General features: G+C 49.9%; 21 protein-coding genes and 2 pseudogenes. All 23 read left to right on the forward strand.

The annotated features are described in order from the left end of the window. Positions 1–444: 444 nt before the first annotated feature. Positions 445–1,923, forward strand: a complete 1,479-nt coding sequence (spoIVA, locus tag PVOR_RS12075) for a stage IV sporulation protein A (RefSeq protein WP_006209462.1) — start codon at positions 445–447, stop codon at positions 1,921–1,923. Between the two features lie 260 nt (positions 1,924–2,183). After that, on the forward strand, positions 2,184–2,456 hold the full coding sequence (locus tag PVOR_RS12080; protein WP_006209463.1) for an HU family DNA-binding protein: 273 nt from the start codon (positions 2,184–2,186) through the stop codon (positions 2,454–2,456). An 84-nt stretch (positions 2,457–2,540) separates the two neighbouring features. Next, positions 2,541–2,766: pseudogene (gene mtrB, locus PVOR_RS12085) on the forward strand (trp RNA-binding attenuation protein MtrB). 358 nt (positions 2,767–3,124) lie between these two features. Beyond that, positions 3,125–4,087, forward strand: a complete 963-nt coding sequence (locus PVOR_RS12090; RefSeq protein WP_006209466.1) for a 1,4-dihydroxy-2-naphthoate polyprenyltransferase — start codon at positions 3,125–3,127, stop codon at positions 4,085–4,087. A gap of 114 nt (positions 4,088–4,201) precedes the next feature. Further along, positions 4,202–4,744, forward strand: coding sequence for a hypothetical protein (locus tag PVOR_RS12095; protein WP_006209467.1), 543 nt, complete (start codon positions 4,202–4,204; stop codon positions 4,742–4,744). A gap of 112 nt (positions 4,745–4,856) precedes the next feature. Beyond that, a complete protein-coding gene (locus PVOR_RS12100; protein ID WP_006209468.1) occupies positions 4,857–5,711 on the forward strand; it encodes a heptaprenyl diphosphate synthase component 1 in 855 nt (284 codons plus the stop codon). A 43-nt stretch (positions 5,712–5,754) separates the two neighbouring features. After that, entirely contained in the window at positions 5,755–6,486 is a 732-nt protein-coding gene (locus tag PVOR_RS12105; RefSeq protein WP_036637031.1) for a demethylmenaquinone methyltransferase, read from the forward strand. Further along, a complete protein-coding gene (locus PVOR_RS12110) occupies positions 6,479–7,351 on the forward strand; it encodes a UbiA-like polyprenyltransferase (RefSeq protein WP_006209470.1) in 873 nt (290 codons plus the stop codon). The genes PVOR_RS12105 and PVOR_RS12110 overlap by 8 nt, the downstream gene beginning before the upstream one ends. Then, positions 7,351–7,953, forward strand: coding sequence for a UbiX family flavin prenyltransferase (locus PVOR_RS12115; RefSeq protein ID WP_006209471.1), 603 nt, complete (start codon positions 7,351–7,353; stop codon positions 7,951–7,953). The genes PVOR_RS12110 and PVOR_RS12115 overlap by 1 nt, the downstream gene beginning before the upstream one ends. A gap of 1 nt (position 7,954) precedes the next feature. After that, positions 7,955–8,818 carry a menaquinone biosynthesis protein gene (locus PVOR_RS12120; RefSeq protein WP_006209472.1) on the forward strand — a complete coding sequence of 288 codons (864 nt, stop codon included), beginning with the start codon at positions 7,955–7,957 and terminating at the stop codon, positions 8,816–8,818. Then, positions 8,815–9,789, forward strand: a complete 975-nt coding sequence (locus PVOR_RS12125) for a polyprenyl synthetase family protein (RefSeq protein WP_006209473.1) — start codon at positions 8,815–8,817, stop codon at positions 9,787–9,789. Before PVOR_RS12120 ends, PVOR_RS12125 begins: the two co-directional genes overlap by 4 nt. Before the next feature lie 111 nt (positions 9,790–9,900). Then, complete coding sequence (ndk, locus tag PVOR_RS12130; protein ID WP_006209474.1) at positions 9,901–10,344, forward strand: nucleoside-diphosphate kinase; 444 nt, start codon at positions 9,901–9,903, stop codon at positions 10,342–10,344. Positions 10,345–10,395: 51 nt separating this feature from the next. After that, positions 10,396–11,199 carry a CheR family methyltransferase gene (locus tag PVOR_RS12135; protein ID WP_006209475.1) on the forward strand — a complete coding sequence of 268 codons (804 nt, stop codon included), beginning with the start codon at positions 10,396–10,398 and terminating at the stop codon, positions 11,197–11,199. Between the two features lie 169 nt (positions 11,200–11,368). Then, a pseudogene (gene aroC, locus PVOR_RS12140) lies at positions 11,369–12,539 on the forward strand (chorismate synthase). Between the two features lies 1 nt (position 12,540). After that, positions 12,541–13,635, forward strand: coding sequence for a 3-dehydroquinate synthase (aroB, locus tag PVOR_RS12145; RefSeq protein WP_006209478.1), 1,095 nt, complete (start codon positions 12,541–12,543; stop codon positions 13,633–13,635). A gap of 3 nt (positions 13,636–13,638) precedes the next feature. Then, positions 13,639–14,013 carry a chorismate mutase gene (aroH, locus tag PVOR_RS12150; protein WP_006209479.1) on the forward strand — a complete coding sequence of 125 codons (375 nt, stop codon included), beginning with the start codon at positions 13,639–13,641 and terminating at the stop codon, positions 14,011–14,013. Positions 14,014–14,372: 359 nt separating this feature from the next. Next, on the forward strand, positions 14,373–15,926 hold the full coding sequence (gene trpE, locus PVOR_RS12155) for an anthranilate synthase component I (RefSeq protein ID WP_006209481.1): 1,554 nt from the start codon (positions 14,373–14,375) through the stop codon (positions 15,924–15,926). Positions 15,927–15,945: 19 nt separating this feature from the next. Next, positions 15,946–16,986 carry an anthranilate phosphoribosyltransferase gene (gene trpD, locus PVOR_RS12160; RefSeq protein WP_006209482.1) on the forward strand — a complete coding sequence of 347 codons (1,041 nt, stop codon included), beginning with the start codon at positions 15,946–15,948 and terminating at the stop codon, positions 16,984–16,986. After that, positions 16,976–17,785, forward strand: coding sequence for an indole-3-glycerol phosphate synthase TrpC (gene trpC, locus PVOR_RS12165; RefSeq protein ID WP_006209484.1), 810 nt, complete (start codon positions 16,976–16,978; stop codon positions 17,783–17,785). Before trpD ends, trpC begins: the two co-directional genes overlap by 11 nt. Before the next feature lie 16 nt (positions 17,786–17,801). Then, complete coding sequence (locus PVOR_RS12170; protein ID WP_376166470.1) at positions 17,802–18,473, forward strand: phosphoribosylanthranilate isomerase; 672 nt, start codon at positions 17,802–17,804, stop codon at positions 18,471–18,473. Further along, complete coding sequence (gene trpB / locus PVOR_RS12175) at positions 18,470–19,666, forward strand: tryptophan synthase subunit beta (protein ID WP_006209487.1); 1,197 nt, start codon at positions 18,470–18,472, stop codon at positions 19,664–19,666. The genes PVOR_RS12170 and trpB overlap by 4 nt, the downstream gene beginning before the upstream one ends. Continuing rightward, positions 19,663–20,469: a tryptophan synthase subunit alpha gene (gene trpA / locus PVOR_RS12180; RefSeq protein ID WP_006209488.1), complete on the forward strand. Its 807-nt coding sequence runs from the start codon at positions 19,663–19,665 to the stop codon at positions 20,467–20,469. The genes trpB and trpA overlap by 4 nt, the downstream gene beginning before the upstream one ends. A 40-nt stretch (positions 20,470–20,509) precedes the next feature. After that, a complete protein-coding gene (gene hisC / locus PVOR_RS12185) occupies positions 20,510–21,607 on the forward strand; it encodes a histidinol-phosphate transaminase (protein ID WP_006209489.1) in 1,098 nt (365 codons plus the stop codon). Positions 21,608–21,647: the final 40 nt, after the last annotated feature.

Below are 21,647 nucleotides of genomic sequence, written 5' to 3' on the forward strand. Positions count from 1 at the left end.
ATATCTATTAAAGTGCGCGCATATTCATAATCTGAAAGAGTAGTGCGGGCAAGAGTCGGTTGCCCACATCATGAGGTTCAGGGCAACGTCCGGGGACGCATCATGAGAACAGACCGCTCCATGCGGTGGTTTTTTCTTGGGATATTTGATTTTTCGTGTCTAGTTTGTTTAGACATCTTCGATATCTTAAAAAAAACTGGACGGACTTTAAGGGGCAACCGTCATATTTTTGAACCCGGTACATATGATGTTACTAGTCCAAATGCATGTACGAGTTACGCCGCTTTGCCGTTTCCATCAAAACTCATGGAATACCGGCGGCGGGATGCTGGCGACATTGTAAAGGCTGCTCATCTGTTGCAATGGCTTTGGCTATGAGTGGAACACGAAGCGGATGCTCTTAAAGCATTTTTCCTTCGGAGTAATTTGAGGAGGGGATCTCTTTTGGAAAAAGTGGACATTTTTAAGGACATTGCCGAACGGACCGGAGGGGACATTTACTTAGGTGTTGTCGGTGCCGTCCGTACGGGAAAATCAACCTTCATTAAGCGGTTTATGGAGACGATTGTTCTCCCGAACATTACGAACGAGGCGGATCGAGTAAGAGCTGTCGATGAGCTGCCTCAAAGTGCTGCAGGGAAAACGATCATGACAACCGAGCCGAAATTTGTGCCAAACAATGCGGTGCAGATTAAGGTTACGGATGGTCTTGAGGTCAACGTACGACTGGTGGATTGCGTAGGCTACGCTGTTGAAGGCGCCAAGGGATACGAGGACGAGAACGGCCCTAGAATGATCTCGACACCATGGTTCGAAGAACCGATTCCGTTCCAGGAAGCGGCTGAAATCGGAACACGCAAAGTCATTCAGGAGCACTCAACACTTGGTGTTGTTGTAACGACAGACGGCAGCATCGCTGAGATCCCGCGCAGTTCTTACGTTGAAGCGGAAGAGCGGGTCATTGAGGAACTGAAGGAAGTTGGCAAGCCATTCGTGGTTGTGATTAACTCCACGCGTCCACGCAGTGAAGAAACCCTTCAACTGCGTAATGAGCTGGCAGAGAAGTACGACATTCCGGTAATGACACTGAGCGCGGCTACAATGACCGAAGATGATGTAACCGGCGTTCTTCGCGAAGTATTGTATGAGTTCCCTGTACATGAGGTGAATGTCAACCTGCCTAGCTGGGTTATGGTGCTCAACGAGAACCACTGGCTGCGCAGCAACTACGAGAACTCGGTTAGAGACACCGTGAAAGATATCCGTCGCCTGCGCGATGTGGATCGTGTTGTCAGCCAGTTCATGGAGTATGACTTTATTAACCACGCTGGTCTTAGCGGTATGAATATGGGGCAGGGCGTCGCAGAGATCGATCTCTTCGCTCCTGACGAATTGTATGATCGGATCTTGATGGAGGTCGTTGGTGTTGAGATTCGTGGCAAAGATCATCTGCTGCAGCTGATGCAGGAGTTCTCCCATGCCAAACGGGAGTATGACCGCTTCGCTGAAGCTCTTGAAATGGTCAAAACAACAGGTTACGGTATTGCAGCTCCTTCGCTGGCTGAGATGGCTCTCGATGAGCCTGAGCTTATCCGCCAGGGCACCCGCTTTGGGGTAAGATTGAAAGCGACGGCGCCTTCCATCCATATGATTCGAGTCGATGTGGAATCCGAGTTCTCGCCGATTATCGGAACAGAGAAGCAGAGTGAGGAGCTTGTCCGCTATCTGATGCAGGATTTCGAGAACGATCCGATCAAAATTTGGGAATCCGATATATTCGGACGCTCGCTGCACTCGATCGTCCGCGAAGGAATTCAGGGCAAAATTGCCATGATGCCAGACAATGCAAGATACAAATTACAGGAAACGTTGGGTCGCATTATTAACGAGGGTTCCGGCGGTTTGATTGCCATTATTCTCTAATCCAGGCGTTGATAGGAAGCGGAAAAAAGCAGTCGCTAGCGGGTCAAAAGTCCCGATTAGCGGCTGTTTTTCGTGTTTTCTTTGGTCCAATAAAGCAAAACGCTTGAAATTATGAGATGGCTGTATTACTATAAATTTGTTCCGCGTCATGCATTCTAAACGCGAGATAGGGGTAAAATACCCGATTGCACGTATAATTTGCGGTAAAACGGAAACAGTGAATAGCAAGTGGAGCACATCCTTGTTAGGGAGGTGAAAGAATGAATAAATCGGATCTGATCACACAAGTAGCTGAATCTACTGAGCTGTCGAAGAAAGATGCAACTAAAGCGGTTGATGCCGTTTTCGATGCGATCTCTGAAGCACTGCAAAGTGGAGACAAGGTTCAACTGGTTGGCTTTGGCAACTTCGAGGTTCGCGAGCGTTCCGCACGGAAAGGCCGCAACCCGCAGACAGGTGAAGAAATCGAAATCCCTGCGAGCAAAATTCCTGCATTTAAACCTGGTAAAGCGCTCAAAGACGGAATCAAATAAAGATTTCTACATATTACCTAAGAGCACAGGTCGTGAATTCGTTCACGGCCTTTTCTTTTAGACTTACGGTCAGGAGGTCTGGAAATGGAGAACGTTCAGAACGGAGATTATTTTGTTGTCAAAGCACTTGACCTACGGGGTTCAAGTCATCGGTCTTACCCGCGGACAGGACACCCGGTTTCATCATACCGAGAAGCTGGATAAAGGCGAAGTCATCATCGCACAGTTCACGGATCATACATCGGCAGTGAAAATACGCGGTAAAGCGGAAGTCATGACGAAACACGGGAAAATCGAATCTGGCAGTTAATTTTCACTTGGCATTATTGAGAAGCCCCACCATGATCGGTGGCGGCTTTTTTTGTATGGAACGTTTTTTTGACGTGGAAGTGCGTAAACACATTGTTAAAAGTCCTATGGTCGAGTTAACTTACGATGGATATACTAACGGGCTGGTATGGCCTGGACCGCTGGGCACTGCCGCTGCTGGGAACACCGTGGAGCCGTAGAAGAATAGACAAGGATACATCCGACTAGGTTGGTGTTTGCCTCTAGAAAGTAACATTCGTCACTTTTGAAGCTGTTTTGTCAAGTACAATTCGAACAGCCTCCTGTTTTCACATCCTTTAATCTGGAGTTAGATACTTTTATGATAAAGGGTGATGAAGATGGGAGTCCGATCTTTTTTTAAACTGGTGGAAATTCAGACAAAGGTAGCCAGCATGATCCCGTTCCTGTTAGGAACCTTGTACGCGCTATTTCGCTTTCAGCAGTTTGAAGGGTATCATTTTGTCCTTATGCTGGCTTCATTATTGTCGTTTGATATGGCAACGACAGCGATCAATAACTACTATGATTACAAAAAAGCGATCAAGACGAATGGTTTCGGTTATGAGCAGCATAATGCGATTGTGCGTTATAAACTAAAGGAGACGGCAGTCCTGTGTGTGATTGTGGTGCTTTTGCTGACGGCAGTCGGCTCCGGCATCGCGCTCTTTCTCTCCACGGGCTGGCTGATCCTGCTGCTTGGAGGATTGTCCTTTGCGGTAGGGATCTTATATTCGTTCGGTCCGATTCCGATCTCAAGAATGCCGCTTGGAGAGCTGTTCTCGGGATTGTTTATGGGATTTGTCATCATTTTTATCTCGGTTTGGATCCACGTGGATAAGGACAGACTGGCGGTTCTTGATATACATGGAGGGATGCTCTCGCTTCAGGTGAATCTTCCCGAAGTTCTGCTGCTGCTTGTCGTGTCCCTTCCGGCCATTCTCGGAATTGCTAACATCATGCTGGCAAACAACATCTGTGATATGGATGAGGATATGGAGAACAAGCGGTACACGCTGCCGGTATACATCGGGTTCAAGCATTCCTTATCGCTGTTCCGTATTTTCTACGTTCTCGCATACCTTGATCTGCTGGCCCTTCTTATGTTGAAGGTGCACCCCGTGCTTGTTCTTCTGGTATTTGTAACGATTATTCCGGTTTATAAAAAAGGGGTGCAATTTACGGCTCGTCCTTCTAAAGAGAAGACATTCGTGATCGCGGTACAAAATTTTGTTCTGATGAATATGGCCCGAATTGCTGCCCTCGGGGTGGCAGTGACGCTAACAGCTCTATCGATCCTCTAGTCCGAAAACTAATCGTTATATCTTAAAGCAGGCATAGCCTGCTTTTTTTCTTTATACAATGAGGTATGGACTTAATGGGAGCGGAGGAAACTAAGGACAGAGGAGGTAGATAATATGAAGCATTGGCCATCCGTACGAGCTGTTCTTGTGCCGGCGGCTATCGCCTGCATGATACTTGCGCTGCTTATTAGCGTGCAGTCACAAACGCGTTATAAGGTCGGAGCTGTGACCGCTGCAATCCCATATCATTCCCGGGAGTTAAACGATGCCGGATTAGTGGATGCGCTGATGGAGCTTCCTCTCCATCTTAGGATTAGCCGTGCGGATTATGATGACGGCGCTCTGACTCTGGATATCAAATTAAACGATCAATCAGATACCGTAACCGACGTCTATGAGGATGTTGCAAGTGTTATGTCCTTCTCGTTTGAGGGTACCGATAATGTACAGCAGTTGTATTTGAGAGTGATAGCCATTGATCGCTGGGGCGGGAAGCGTTACATGCTGTTGGCATCGAACATGAGCAGAGAAACATGGGATCCTCGGTATGCAGAAGCACTCACCCAACTTGAGAACGGCGATATGCCGCCGGCCTTAACAAGCTCCCTCAACATAACATTTACGAATCTTTGGCTGAAGCAATTCAGCAGCCCTTGAAACGGGTAAATTAGTAGATGACAGGGCATGTACGTGCCTTGAACATGTGTTATAATAGATTGGATTGTGGGCTCAATTGGACAAAAGAACATCAAGTGCACGGAGGCTGAGAATGAAATCGTATCGCGTACCAGAACTGGCAGAGAAATATATGAATTATGATATGATTAAGAACCACACGGATCTTCCGGAATTCCCGGATGCCCGTGTTCATTTGCTATACATATTTTTAAAGGATTCGGGACGAAATATTTCCGGACACGAAGAATTGTACGCGCTGGTTACCTCACTGGTTCAAGTGGGACTCGATACGCATGAGAGCATCGATGTTACGGAGGGCAATCAAGGAGAGGCGCTGATGAGATCCCGGCAGTTAAAAGTTCTCGCAGGGGATTACTTCAGCAGCCGATTTTACCAACTTCTTGCCCTGAAGGGCGAAATCGCTGTTATCTCACTTCTTAGCAAGGCTGTGAGCGATGTTAACGTGATGAAGATGAATTTGTACGGCAAAATGAAAGAAGCACTGCTGCCTTCGGAAGATTATTTAAGTCTAACGGTACAGCTGAACATGCAGCTGTTTCTTTCTTTTACTCCGCTGCTTGAGGAATCCGTGCAAGAGACTTGGGAGAAGCTGCTCAGGGAAATCACGGAATGTGAAACACTTGTGCAGGAGATGGAACGCTGTGCAACGCCTGAATTCGGCAGATGGGGTTACGCCTATTGGCATCTGATCGAGGCGGGAAGCGATGAGGAACGGAAAATGCTGGTCGGTAAGAGGACGGATATGAAGGATTGGAAGAAGCTGATTCTGAAGCACAAGGCATCAGAGAAGCTGCTGGATAAGCTCCGGGTAATCGGTAAGTGCCATTCAGCAGCAGCTGGCAAGCCGCGTAGAAGAGAGCCCTTACGCCGGCATATTGGACCCTTTCCTGAAACGGCTCAGCACGTTCCGGTCCGTCGTAAGTGAAGGGTAGGGGGATGCAGTGGATAATCAAACGAACAAGCTGGACATGAATAAGCATGACGGCAAAAATCCGAAAGAGCAGTATGTTCATTCCGTCTTCGAAAGCATCTCAGGGAAATATGATTTGATGAATGACATTCTCAGCTTTCGAAGACATAAAGCCTGGCGCAAGTATACGATGAGGAAAATGAATATGCGTCAAGGCGATACGGCTATCGACCTATGCTGCGGAACTTGCGACTGGACGATCAGTATGGCCCAGGCAAGTGAATCCGGACACATAGTCGGACTTGATTTCAGCGAGGGGATGCTGAACGTCGGCCGGCAGAAGGTGGCCAAAGAGGGTTTGGAACAGCAGATCAATCTGGTTCAAGGCAACGCGATGAGCCTTCCGTTCGAAGATGGTCAATTCGACTACGCAACGATTGGTTTCGGTCTTCGCAACGTACCGGATTATATGCAGGTATTGCAAGAGATGAAACGCGTGGTTAAGCCTGGAGGGATGGTTGTATGCCTGGAACTGTCCAAGCCCACCTGGCAGCCGTTCAAAGGCATTTATTATTTCTACTTTCAACAAGTGCTGCCTCGGATGGGGAAACTGGTAGCCAAGCGATATGAGCAGTATAAGTGGCTGCCGGAATCGTTGGCATTATTCCCCGGAAGAGAGGAGCTTGCCGAAGCTTTCCGTCAGACCGGACTTAAACAGGTTCAGGCCTATCCCTTGACTGGTGGCATCGCAGCCTTACATATTGGGATCAAGGAGAATCTGGATGTTTAAGAAAATAGGAACGTATCTTGAAATGATCAAAGTGGAGCATACACTGTTTGCTCTGCCTTTCGCTTTTATGGGGGCTTTAGTGGGATCGGCTGTTGTGTTTGACGGGCTGCCTTCCTGGGGAGATATCGGCTGGATCTTTCTGGCCATGTTCGGGGCACGCAGCGCCGCGTTCGGACTGAATCGGCTGACAGATCAACACATTGACGCCAAGAACCCTCGCACCGCAAACCGGGCCATTCCGGCAGGACTGCTCAAGCCGCTTGAAGTGATTTTATTTATTATTTTGTCTTTTGCAGTATTTTTCTGGGCGACGTTTATGCTGGACCCGTTTGCTTTTCGATTGCTGCCTATTGCAATTTTTATGCTTATTATTTATTCCTTTACGAAACGCTTTACATGGCTGTGCCATTTGGTTCTCGGACTTACAACCGCATTGGCTCCGCTTGGCGGATGGGTTGCGGTAACCGGTCAGATCGACTGGAAAGCAATCGTGTTTTATATTGCGCTGGCGTTCTGGACAGCGGGATTTGATATTGTCTACGCTTGCCAAGACGAGAAGTTTGATGCGAAGGAGAAGCTGTACTCGATTCCTTCCCGATTCGGATTGCATAAAGCGTTATGGTTTGCCCGGGGATTCCATGTAGTGACCGCGGCTGGCTTTATTATTCTATTCTTTGTCACCCCGCTCGGCTGGTGGTACCTGATTGGCATGCTCATTGCCTGCGGAATCTTGTTCTATCAGCATTACATTTTATCGCCAAACGACATGAGCCGGCTGCAAACAGCTTTCTTTACCATGAACAGTACGCTCAGCATCATCTTGTTTGTGTTTACTTTGATTGATTTGGTGGTGCGGTATATCTGATGGAAGCCACGCGCAGAAAAAGCTGGGTTGTCGGGATTACGGGGGCCAGCGGCAGCATATACGGTGTACGCCTTACCGAAAGCCTGCTCTCGCTGGGCTATGATGTGCACCTGATCATTTCGAATGCAGGCTGGCGTGTCCTGAAGGAGGAAATGGATTTTCAGGCAGGCAACCGCGAGGAGATGCTGTCCGAAAAATTCGGTGGATATGAGGGGAAGGTGATTTATCACCCGATCGCTGATATCGGAGCTACGATTGCGAGTGGATCCTATCTCGTTGAAGGCATGATCATTATGCCTTGTTCCATGGGTACATTATCCTCGGTGGCACACGGGTCCTCCGATAATCTGATGGGGCGGGCAGCCGATGTGATGATGAAGGAAGGCCGCGCGCTGGTGCTCGTTCCGAGGGAAACGCCCCTGCATGCGATCCACTTAGAGAATATGCTGAAGCTGGCCAGGCTTGGCGTCAAAATCATTCCTGCGATGCCGGCGTTCTACTATGGTCCGAAAACCATCGATGATATCGTGAATTTTCTGGTAGGCAAGGTGCTGGATAGCCTGCGTATTGAACATCAATTGTACAAAAGATGGGGTGACTGACATGCCGGGAGCAGACAGCAAGACTATCATCGGCAAAATCAGTTACACCAACGCTTGGCCGGTATTTCATTACGTAAATCCGTCAACACTGGATACTCCTGCAGAGATGATAACGGCAGTCCCGGCCGCGTTGAACCGCGGGATGCACAGTGGTGAAATCCATATCGGGGCGCTTTCTTCGTTTGCCTATGCTGAAATGTCGGACCGGCTCCTGCTGCTGCCGGATTTATCCGTTAGCGCAGATGGGGCGGTTAACTCCATCTTCCTGTTTTCGAAAAAGCCGCTGGATGCCTTGAAGAACGCAACCATTGCGCTAACCAATACGTCGGCAACCTCCGTCAACTTGCTGAAGATTCTTCTGGAAAAATCACTGGGGGGCACTTATTCCTATCGCACTTGTGAACCGGTGTTAAGCGAGATGATGGCTGAAGCGGATGCCGCACTTCTGATTGGGGACCATGCGATTCGGGCTTCATGGAGCCATTCGGATTATTATAAGACGGATCTCGGCCAATGGTGGAAAGAATGGACCGGCTGCAGCATGACGTTTGCCGTCTGGGCGGTGAACAGGCATGCTGTGAAGCAGAATCCCGAAGGCATGGCTGAGATTGCCGCCATGTTCCTCGAGAGCAAGCAGCGGAGTGTGAGCGACCTCTCCCCTATTGTCGATGAAGCGGTTCGGCGAATTGGAGGTACTGGCGGCTTCTGGATGAAATACTTTTCGAACCTGTGCTACCATTTTGACGAACGACAACAGGAAGGGTTACGCTTATATTTCAAGTTCGCATATGAACTTGGCCTGCTGGAGCGTGAAGTGGTGCCGGAGTTATGGAACGAGAAACTAAGCATACGGGTGAACAAATGAAACGATTTGATATATTCGGAACATTAAAAAAAGATATGGATGTCATTGAGAAGGAGCTTTATCTCAGTGTGGAGGGCGACAGCCCTGAGCTGACGGAAACATCCTTGCATCTGCTGAGAGCAGGCGGCAAGCGTCTCCGGCCGGTCTTTGTGCTGATGGGCGGCAAGTTCGGCGACTATGATATCGATAAGCTGAAGCATGTGGCAGTGCCGCTTGAGCTGATTCACAGCGCATCCCTTGTTCATGACGACGTGATTGACGATGCCGATACAAGACGGGGGAAGCCAACTGTTAAGGCAAAATGGGACAATCGGATCGCCATGTATACCGGTGACTACATATACGGCAAAGCGCTCGAACTGACGACTCACCTGAAGCAGCCCGAAATTCATCAGATTCTGGCCAAAGCGATGGTTGAAATGTCCATTGGCGAAATGGAACAGATTCGTGATTTCTTTAATACGGAGCAGGATGTAAGAAGATACCTTCTCCGCATTCGCCGCAAGACATCGCTTTTGATTGCGGTCAGCTGCCAGCTCGGAGCGCTTGCCGCGGATGCGGATCGCCAGGTGGCCAACAGCCTGTATCGGTTCGGATACAACGTGGGGATGGCGTTTCAGATCCAGGACGATCTTCTGGATCTGTGCGGAACGGAGAAACAGATCGGCAAGCCGCCGGGCAGCGATATGCGTCAGGGGAACATTACCCTGCCTGTTATATTTGCCTTGAAGGATAGCGAGCGGAGGGAAGCACTGCTTGCGGAGCTGGATCGAATTCATGCGCTGAACGGCCAATGCGACGTGTCGGATGCCGTGAAGCTTGTAACCTCGAGTGAAGGGATCGCAAGAGCTGAAGCCCTTGCCGATCGCTACATCGGTAAAGCACTGGCTGCATTGGATACGCTGCCTGACATCAGGAGCAAGAAACAGCTTAGAGATATTGCAAATTTTATTACGAAACGGTCATATTAGCCTTAACCATTAGGAAGCTTTCTGTTAAAATACGGGTACAAACATGTAACATCACATGAGCATGGAATGATTGTTCAATATCCTAGAGTGAGGGGAAGAGTGATGAGGCCTATGGAACGTACTTTTTTAATGATTAAACCGGATGGTGTACAGCGTGGACTGATCGGCCGAATCGTCGGCCGTTTGGAGGATAAAGGATTTAAGCTGGTTGCAGGCAAGTTTGTGCAGATTTCGGACGAGCAGGCGAGGCGCCATTATGCTGAGCATGAAGGGAAAGACTTTTTTGCCAGCCTCGTAGGATTTATAACATCCGGACCGGTATTTGCCATGGTTTGGGAAGGGGACGACATTATCGCCTTGTCTCGCCAAGTCATCGGCAAAACAAACGTGAAGGAAGCATTGCCTGGAACAATTCGTGGTGATTTTGCAGCGCATACGCCGCATAATTTGATCCATGGATCAGATTCCCCGGAGAGTGCACAACGTGAGATTTCCAATTTTTTTGAAGAGAATGAGTTGGTGGAGTATAACAAGACGCTATCCCCTTGGCTGTAGACGTATTGAGTAAGCGCGGGAGCGAATAATCTGATTAACAGGATGATACGGATGACGGAACAAGAACCCGTGCTGGATGATCCGGATTATATCAGCTTTGTTCGAAGCATCGAACGAAGCACAGGGATCAATCTGGCAGATTATAAAGAAACGCAAATGAAGCGAAGATTGACAACGCTGCGCATGAAGAAGGGCTTCGGAACATTCTCGGACTTTTATGACGCGATGATGAAGGACAAGCCGCTTTTCCATGAATTTTTGGACCGGATGACAATTAACGTCTCAGAGTTTTGGCGTAATCCGAACCGCTGGGAAGTTTTCCGGGATAAGATTTTGCCTGAATTGTCGCATCAGAATCCGGGTGTGCTGAAGATCTGGAGTGCTGCCTGTTCCACAGGCGAAGAGCCCTATACACTTGCCATGATTCTGGCTGAGCAGAAGATGCTGAACCGTGCACGCATCGTGGCCACAGATATCGATGATGGCGCATTACATAAAGCGGCGGAAGGCTTGTATGTCGAGAGGTCATTGAAGGATGTGCCTCCGGATATCGTCCTTCGCTACTTCAAGGAAGAAGGTTCTCTGTATCGTTTCAATGAGAACTTGAAGAAGGAAGTTGCCTTTCATAAACAGAACCTGCTGACCGACCGGTTTGAAGGCGGTTATGATCTGATTGTCTGCCGGAACGTGATGATTTATTTCACGGAAGGGGCTAAGCATAAGCTGTATACGAAATTTGCCAATAGCCTGAAACCGGGCGGCTTTCTGTTTGTGGGCAGCACCGAGCAGATATTTAATCCGGGGCAATACGGCCTGGAGAGCAATGAAACCTTTTTCTACCGCAAAGTTCAATAGAGATGGCAATAATTAACGCATAAAGCGCTTTTCTATCCTGAGGATGAGAGGCGCTTTTGCTTGTCCGGCAACATTCTTGTCAAAGCGTTGGACCTATACTATAATGAGCAGAAGATGTTTACGGAGTTTAGCGGTTTAACGCTTAAAAGTTTAAAGGGGGAAAAGCATCATGAGTTTACGTTTTTTAACTGCTGGGGAAACACATGGTCCTCAGCTGACAACTATAATCGAAGGGCTACCGAGCAATTTGGAGCTTGATTTTGAAGCACTTAACTTTCAACTAGCATCGCAGACAAAAGGGATATGGCCGGGGACGCCGCATGCAAATCGAGAAGGATACGGCTCAAATTCTTGGCGGTGTTCGGCACGGATATACCACGGGAGCCCCGGTTGCATTGGTCGTTCAGAATAACGACTGGAAGCATTGGCAGAACATTATGAATGTGGAGCCGATTGAAGGCAATGACGAGGCGAAGAGACGGATGCACCGTCCACGACCGGGACATGCCGATCTGAACGGCGGCTTGAAATACAACCTAAAGGATCTGCGCAACGTGCTGGAGCGCTCCAGCGCACGTGAGACGACGGTCCGCGTAGCGGTTGGCGCAATTGCCAGACAATTCCTGGCACAGTTCGGTGTCAAGGTGGCAGGCCAGGTGATCCGGATCGGTGAGATTGAAGCTCCTCCGCATAACCTTTCGATTGATGAGCTGATTGAGCGTACGGAAGCGTCTTCGGTCCGGGTTGTGGATGAAGAGACGGAGAAGAAGATGGAAGCCTACATAGACCTGATCAAAAAAGAAGGCGACTCCATAGGCGGTATTGTTGAATGCATCATCGAAGGTTTGCCGGTTGGTCTTGGCAGCCACGTCCAATATGATCGCAAGCTGGATGGCCGCATCGCACAAGGCGTAATGTCGATCAATGCGTTCAAGGGCGTCGAGGTAGGCATCGGGTTTGAAGCAGGCGAGCTGCGCGGTTCCCAAGTGCATGATGAGATCATGTACAGCGAGGAACGGGGGTACTACCGTGCAACTAACCGCCTGGGCGGATTTGAAGGCGGAATGACCAATGGCATGCCGATCGTCGTTCGCGGTGTCATGAAGCCGATTCCGACGTTATACAAGCCGCTTCAGAGTGTAGATATCGATACGAAGGAAGCTTTTACGGCACAGGTTGAACGTTCGGATGCTTGTGCGGTTCCAGCGGCCAGCGTTGTGATGGAGCATGTTGTCACTTGGGAGGTAGCCAAAGCGTTTCTTGAGAAGTTCGGCGGTGACTCAATGGAAGAAATCCATGCGAACTACCAAAACTACCTGAAGCAGCTGGAGAACTACTAATATGAGAACACTGCAGGTGGAACTGGGAGAGCGTTCGTATCCGATCTATATCGGAGCAGGAATTCTGGATTCCATCGGTACGCTTAGTGCAAAGCATGGGATTAGCCGGAAGAGTCCGCATCTGATCGTAACGGATGATAAAGTTGCGCCTCATTATCTGTCTCAAGTTGAGGAGCAGTTAAAATCAGAAGGGTACACGGTCATTTCTCATATCGTACCTTCTGGTGAATCCTCCAAATCGCTTCAAGTTTATGAAGAGGTTATGACCACAGCCATCAACGGCAAACTGGACCGGAGCTCTGCTGTATTTGCGCTAGGCGGGGGCGTTGTTGGTGACTTGGCGGGGTTTGTAGCGGCTACTTACATGCGCGGGGTGACATTTGTTCAAATTCCAACCACCATACTGGCGCATGATAGCAGTGTTGGCGGCAAGGTAGCGGTCAACCATCCGTTAGCCAAAAATATGATCGGCGCCTTCCATCAACCGGTGATGGTGGTTTACGATGTGAATACGCTGGCGTCACTGCCTCCGCGCGAAGTGTCTTCGGGTCTGGCCGAAATGGTGAAGCATGGCCTGATTCTGGATCGTGATTTTGCCTATTGGTGCCGGGACAATGGGGAGAAGCTGCTGAGCTTGGATCCGGAGACCTTGATCTATGGACTCGAGCGCGGCTGCGCCATTAAGGCAAATGTTGTATCCCAGGATGAGCGGGAAGGCGGCCTGCGTGCCATTCTAAATCTGGGACACACCATTGGACATGCGATTGAAGCCGTCGGAGGGTACGGACGCTTTTTGCACGGTGAGGCCATAGCGATCGGCATGGCCGGATCGGCTCGCCTCGCAGAGCTGCTGGGCAGAAGTGCCGATCTCCATCACGAGACCGTGAGCATGTTGAAGGCAGTGAACCTGCCTGTAACCTTGCCGGAGGATGTCTCGGTTGAACGAATTATGGAAGCCATGCAGCACGATAAAAAGTTCACCGAAGGGCAAATGGTCTTTATTGTACCGGAAGCTGTCGGTTCTGTAGCCATTGTCAAGGATGTGCCGGTAGAAGCTGTTCGATCCGTGGTTGAACAGTTGAAGGGAGAGGGATAGTTCATGATGAATCGGGGAATCCGGGGGGCGACAACCGTCACTCGGAATGATGAACAGGAAATAGTGCAGGAGACATTGCGACTGCTTGAAGAGATGGTACGACGTAATGAGCTTCAACCGGAATATATTAGCAATATATGGATTACAATGACTCAGGATCTCGACGCGGCGTTCCCTGCCAAAGCGATACGCCAGCTGGAGGGTTGGGATCTCGTCCCTTTGATGTGTTCGGTTGAAATACCGGTTCAGGGCAGTCTTCCGCGCTGCATTCGGTTTATGGTGCAGGTCAACACGGACAAAAGCCAAAGCGAGATTAAGCATGTGTATTTGAACGAAGCCAAGCGGCTGCGCCCGGATTTATCGGGCTCGAACGCCTGATGACTAAAATTTTGGGTTGCAGAATAAGGGTATTATCCTGTATAGTGAAATCAGAATAGCTGAGTAGAGTTAGGTTTTACAGATGAGTTGAGTTGAGAAGAGCTGAGGCATTTAGGTAACAACACAATCGGGTTAGAGAATGATTAGTATTCATGACGAATAGTACAGCTTGTTCGTACGTTGGGTTATAAGTAGGATTTGTGAACCTGGCAATGGAACGCAGCCGCTGTAGTTTGTCATTGTGACTGATTTGACTTTCTCTTGACCACGCTCTTTTTTCTATAGTACTTTTTCTGAACGTTAACCTCTACTTCGGTAGAGGTTTTTTTGTTGTTTACACTCATTAAGGAGGGATTGACATGGCGAATCCATCAATGGAGCAAGTGGTGGCAATGGCAGGTGAATACAACCTGATTCCGGTAGCGATCAGACTGTTAGCCGATATGGAGACCCCGATTCGCATTTTTCAGCGGTATGCGGAGCGGAAGCGGGCATTTTTACTTGAGAGCGTTGAGGGCGGTGTACAGTGGGCACGGTATTCGTTTATCGGAACAGACCCCTTCTTAATGATAACGGGTAAGAAAGGAAAGATCGAAATCGAAGTGAACGGGGAACGAACTTTGCTCGAAGGCAAGCCGATTGAGGAGCTGAAGGCGCTGCTTCGAACGTACCGCAGCCCGCAGCTGAAGGATATGCCTCCTTTTACCGGAGGGGCTATCGGTTTTTTTGGATATGACCTGCTTCAATATTATGAAAAGCTCCCGGCGCATGCCATGGATGATCTGGGAATGGATGATATTCGCTTTATGTTCTGTGACCAGGTCATCGTGTTCGATCATGTGAAGCAGCAGATCATGCTGATTGGCAATGTACACGTCAAGCCCGGAGATACGGATGAAACCATCCGTCAAAGCTATATCGACGTATGCCGTGAACTGGAAGCGGCAGCTGAGCAGCTGCAAGAACAGGGACCGCGTGAGAATGTAAATTCCAGAGGCATTCCGGCAGACGTTGACATGGGGGATATCAAATCCAACATGACCAAGGAGAAGTACATGGCCAATGTGAAGCAAGCCCAGGAGTATATCCGAGCAGGAGACATATTTCAGGTCGTATTGTCCCAGCGCTTCCATATTGAGACGGAAGTATCGCCGCTCCACGTCTATCGTGTGCTGAGAACGCTGAACCCTTCGCCGTATATGTATTATCTCAAAATGGATGATGACATTATTGTTGGAACCTCTCCTGAAGCCTTGGTGAAGGTGGATGGACGGAGGCTCGAGACAAGGCCGATTGCGGGTACAAGGCCAAGAGGCGTCGACGAGGCCGAGGATAAGGCATTGGCGGAAGAGCTTCTGAGCGATGAGAAGGAACGGGCGGAGCATTTGATGCTTGTGGATCTGGGCCGGAACGACTTGGGGCGTGTATCGGAATTTGGATCGGTGAAATGCGACACGTTTATGGAGATTGAAAAATACTCTCACGTAATGCACATGGTATCCAGCGTATCCGGTCAGCTGAGCGAGGACAAAGATTTCTTTGACGCTTTCCTATCCTGTCTTCCGGCGGGAACGGTATCAGGGGCTCCGAAACTCCGAGCTATGGAAATCATTGCCGAGCTGGAGCGGGAAGCCCGGGGGGCTTATGCCGGAGCCATCGGCTATCTGGGATTTGGCGGCAATATGGACTCCTGCATTACGATCCGCACGATTATTTTTCGTCAGGGCAAGGCTTATGTGCAGGCAGGTGCCGGTATCGTATGGGACTCGGTTCCGGAGAAGGAGTACGAGGAGACCGTCAATAAAGCCAAGGGCATGCTCAAGGCGATCCGCGTAGCGGAGGCGATGTTTCCGACCAGCACAGGCGCTAACGATTTGATCAATCAGGATTATCTGTATCAATACACACCCTAACCTGAAGGAGGAGAACGTTATGAACGTTATGGAACCGGTACAATTCAGTCTTACGAAGTTGATTGCGGGTCAAGACCTGAATCGGGATGAAGCCCGTGGGGTGATGCAGTCCATCATGGAAGGCCAAGCAACACATTCGCAGATTGGCGCACTGCTCACTGCCTTGAGAATGAAGGGGGAGACGGTAGAGGAGATAACGGGTTTTGCCGAAGCGATGAGAGGAGCGGGTGGGCGCGTTGTTACCGAGCGGAATCAACTGCTGGATACGTGCGGTACCGGAGGATCCGGCATTCACAAGTTCAACATTTCTACCGTATCCGCGATCATCTCCTCCTCGGTATCGGTCAGAGTGGCAAAACACGGCAACCGTTCGGCTTCAGGCCGGGCGGGAAGCGCAGACGTGCTGGAGGCATTGGGTGTCAATATTCACCTTACCGCCGAGCAGGCAACTGCATGTCTGGATGATATCGGTATTTGCTTCTTGTTTGCACAAATCTATCACCCGTCCATGAAATATGCCGCTGCACCGCGAAAAGAGCTGGGTATCCGGACCGTATTTAATATGCTTGGACCTTTGACGAACCCTGCCGGCGCCGATCGGCAGATGCTCGGCATTTACGATATGAATAAAACGGAAACTATTGCTCAAGTGCTGAAAGAACTCGGCCTAAAACGCGCAATGGTGGTAACCAGCCATGATGGTTTGGACGAGATCAGCATATCGGCGCCTACACGTGTATCTGAGCTTCGCGGCGGGGAAGTCCATACTTACGATATTCACCCTCATGATTTGGGACTGTCGGTTCATCCGATGAGCGACATCCTGGGCGGAGACGCAAAGGAAAATGCAGCAATTATCGGTTCAGTGCTGCGCGGTGAACGGAGCGCTTACCGGGATATTGTGCTTGCCAATGCCGGAGCATGCATCTACGTATCGGGGCTGGCGGACAGTTTGAAAGAAGGCGTACAGCGGGCAGCGGGAGCAATCGACACGGGATTGGCTCAGTCCAAGCTGGAGCAGTTGATCTCAAGAACGGGGGAAATGAGTTATGTATCTTGATCGAATTGTAGAAACGAAACGCAAAGAGGTTTCTCAGCTGCGCGAAACATTCAGCGTCTCGGAGGCGCTGAGACAGATCGCGGAATTACCGCCCACATTGGGATTCGAGAAGGCATTGTCCACAGGACGAAAACGCAGCATGGGACTCATTGCCGAAGTGAAGAAGGCATCTCCTTCCAAAGGTTTGATCCGGCCGGATTTTGATCCGGTTATGATCGCTAAAGCGTATGAGGCGGCCGATGCGGATTGCCTCTCCGTGCTGACAGACAGAGACTATTTTCAAGGTAGCGGTGAATATTTAAAAGCGGTTAGAGCAGCTGTTCATATTCCCTTGCTGCGCAAGGACTTCTTGATTGATGAGGCCCAGATTTACGAAGCACGCCTCCTGGGGGCGGATGCGGTTCTGTTGATTGCAAGCATCCTGGAGCCGCAGCAAATCGCGGAGTTCATTGAGACCGCGGGCTCCATCGGTCTGGATTGTTTGATCGAGGTCCACGATCAGAAGGAGATGGAGACGGTTCTTGAGCTGGGCACCGCTCAGCTTATCGGGATTAACAATCGAAACCTCCGTACGTTCGAAACTTCGCTTCAGACAACGGCTGATATCGCAGCGCAAGTTCCTCACGGAATCACCTTGATCAGCGAGAGTGGAATCTCAGGACCCGCAGATATATCTTACCTGCATTATGTCGGGGCACATGGTGTTCTGGTAGGAGAGCATTTCATGCGTCAGCAGGATGTATTCCGGGCGGTTAATGATCTGATGGGACCCTTGCCGATTGCTGCAGACACAGAATAAAGGGGAGCATTCGCTGATGAGTACGGTTCTAAAAATATGTGGACTTCAAAGCGTTGAAGTGCTAAAATCTATGATAAACTTACCTGTGGATTATATCGGATTTGTATTTGCGAAGAGTCGGCGAAACGTATCGCCCAAGCAAGCTGCACAGCTGATTCAAGTATTGCGGCAATGGGATACGGGCAAGACTCCTGCCGCCGTCGGCGTCTTGGTTAACCCTGATCTGAATGAGCTGGAAGAGCTCCTTCAAGAAGCGGCGCTCGATGTCGTGCAGCTGCACGGTCAGGAATCGCCGCAATTTTGCCGGGAAGTGAAGGAGCGCTTCCCGGTTTCCGTTTTTAAGGCTGTATCTATCGAGAGTGACCGTTCGGAAGCGGATCGTCTGTCCTCACTGGATGCGTACGCTGGCTGCATCGACGGATTGCTGCTGGACACCTACGATCCGGTGTACGGCGGTGGATCTGGCAAGACATTTGCCTGGGACCTGATTCCACCTTACCAGCGGTGGGCCTCACAGCAAGGAATTCCCTTGTTTATAGCAGGCGGGCTCGATTCGGATAATGTATCGCATTTAATCGGCCAATATGCTCCATACGGCGTGGATGTATCCAGCGGTGTAGAGAGTGAACCTGGCGTGAAGGATATAAACAAAGTGACTGCATTCGTAGAAAGGGTGAAGGGGAAATGACACAGCTTCCGGACCGTAATGGACGTTTCGGGGTGTTTGGAGGCCGGTTTGTGCCGGAAACACTCATGAACGCTTTAATAGAGCTTGAACAGGAATATAATCGCTTTTCGGAGGATCCTGAATTCAAGGAAGAAATCGCTTATTTGCTTAAGCAGTACTCCGGGCGGGAAACGCCTCTGTATTATGCAGAACGGTTAAGCCAGCATCTGGGCAAGGCCAAAATCTATCTCAAGCGCGAGGATTTGAATCATACAGGCGCCCACAAAATCAACAACGCCATCGCTCAGGGCGTATTAGCCAAGCGCATGGGCAAGGGCAAGGTGATTGCCGAGACGGGTGCCGGACAGCATGGCGTCGCAACTGCAACGGTAGCTGCTCTCCTGGGTCTTGAATGCAAAGTGTTCATGGGCGAGGAAGATACCAAGCGGCAGCAGTTGAATGTGTTCCGTATGAAAATGCTCGGGGCAGAAGTGATTCCGGTGACTTCGGGAAGCCGTACCCTGAAAGATGCGGGCAACGAAGCGCTTCGCTACTGGGTCAGCAACGTGGAGGATACCTTCTACGTTCTGGGATCTGCCGTAGGTCCGCATCCTTATCCGATGATGGTGCGGAACTTCCAGCGAATTATCGGGGATGAGACCCGCAAGCAGATTTTGGAGACGGAAGGACGCCTTCCGAACGTGATTCTCGCTCCGATCGGGGGAGGGAGCAATGCCATCGGGATGTTCTACCCGTTCCTCGAAGATAAGGAAGTGGGCCTGATCGGCGTTGAAGCGGCAGGTAAAGGTGTGGATACCAATTTTCATGCGGCTACCATGTCCAAAGGAACACATGGTGTGTTCCAGGGATCGATGAGTTATTTGCTCCAGGATGAATACGGTCAGGTTCAGGAGGCGCATTCCATTTCTGCCGGCCTCGATTATCCGGGTGTTGGCCCGGAGCATTCATACCTGAAAGATATTGAGCGTGTGCAGTACGTGCCGATAACGGACCAAGAGGCACTGGATGCCCTGCAGCTGTTATGCCGCACGGAAGGCATCATTCCGGCTCTGGAATCCGCCCACGCCGTGGCACAAGCGGTGAAGATGGCGTCAACATGGTCTGAGGACGATATCGTGGTGATTAATTTATCTGGTCGCGGTGACAAGGACGTGGAGTCCATCATGGCTTACACGGGAGGGATAACAGAATGAACCGTATTGATGAGACCTTTGCATCGTTGAAACAGCAACACAAAACCGCCCTGATTCCTTATCTTACTGTCGGCGATCCCGATGTGAAGTCGACGCTGGATATCATTCACGAGCTTGAACTTGCAGGAGCCGATATTATTGAACTCGGCGTTCCTTATTCGGATCCTCTTGCCGACGGCCCGGTCATCCAGCGCGCTTCCGAGCGTGCACTGAAGAGCAAGGTAACGATCCGAACTTGCATGGAAACTGCGCGTCTGGCTAGAGACCGCGGAAGCAAGCTGCCGTTCATTCTCTTTACCTATTACAATCCGGTTCTGCAAACCGGGCTGGATACATTTTTTGAGGAAGTGCTGAAGAATGATATCAGCGGGTTGATCATTCCGGATCTTCCGGTGGAGGAATCCGAAGAGATCAGGAGCCGGGCACATGCTGCAGGCGTCCACCTGATTCCGCTGGTGGCACCAACCTCGCATGAACGGATTGCGAGCATTGCTTCAGAGGCGACCGGCTTTGTCTATTGCGTATCCTCGCTTGGTGTGACGGGAGAGCGCTCCGATTTTTATTCGGGAATTGAGTCCTTCCTTGAAACGGTGAAGCAATACAGCCATGTTCCGATAGCGATTGGTTTTGGCATATCGTCCGGCGAGCAAGTGGCCAGATTCTCGAAAATCTGTGACGGTGTGGTTGTCGGAAGCGCGATTGTACGCCAGATTGAATCCAATATACCTCTCTTGGAAAAAGAAGAGACTCGTCAGCAGGGACTTTTGCAAATTAGAGAGTTTGTGGCACAATTAAAAGGTTAGCGTTGTGTACAGCAGTTATGAAAGGTGAGGCGAATATCGAATGAAACCAAAAGCGCAAATTGTAAATCTTCCTGTATATCAACCGGGCAAGCCGATTGAAGAGGTGAAAAAAGAATTAGGACTTGATGTTGTCATTAAATTGGCCTCCAATGAGAACCCTTATGGCTGCTCGCCGCGGGCAACCGAAGCGATTACCGCTGAACTGGGAACACTCAGCTTGTATCCGGACGGAAGCGCGGCTGATTTAACAGCAGAGCTTGCTGACCAGCTGGCAATTGAACGCAGTCAAATTATTTTCGGATGCGGATCCGACGAGATTATTGCTCTCATTATTCGAGCGTTCCTGGAGCCGGGGGATGAGACCATTATGGCGGATCAGACCTTCTCCGTGTATAAAACCAATGCAGACATTGAAGGTGCCGTGAGCATTGAGGTACCGCTGATCAACGGGAAGCATGATCTTCCGGGCATGGTCAATGTCATTACGGACAAAACGAAAATAATATGGGTGTGCAACCCGAATAACCCTACGGGAACCATCGTATCCGAGAGTGAACTGGTATCCTTCCTGGATGAGGTTCCTGCCCACGTAATGGTTGTACTGGATGAAGCTTATTATGAATATGTTACGGACGCTTCTTATCCAGCCAGCATCAAGCTGATGGAACGCTATCCTAATCTGGTTATTCTGCGTACCTTCTCCAAAATATACGGATTGGCAGCGCTTCGCATCGGTTACGGCATCGGTCAACAGGAAGTTATCTCCCTGATTAACCGGGTACGCGAGCCATTTAACACAGGTCGCCTTGCCCAAGTAGCCGCGAAAGCTGCTCTGAAGGATCAGGAGTTTGTTGCCAAATGCCGCCAGCGGAATGCCGAAGGCATTACGTATATTCAGCAGCAATTCGATCGCCTCGGGCTGTCCTACTTCCCTGCGAACGGTAATTTCATCATGGTGGATGTACAGAATCCGGGTACCGAAGTGTTCAAATTACTGCTTAGCAAAGGCATTATCGTGCGACCGGGATTTGAGGTCTACCCGAGCTACATTCGCGTAACCGTAGGTTCCGAGGAACAGAACAAGGCTTTTATCGGCGCTTTGGAGCAAGTGCTCCACGAAGTGAATTCTCCAGCCTGATCGAATGACACCACAAATAATCGCAGCTTGAAACGAGTGA

Origin of the sequence: Paenibacillus vortex V453 (assembly GCF_000193415.1) — a bacterium.
Taxonomy (GTDB): Bacteria; Bacillota; Bacilli; order Paenibacillales; family Paenibacillaceae; genus Paenibacillus_AQ; species Paenibacillus_AQ glucanolyticus.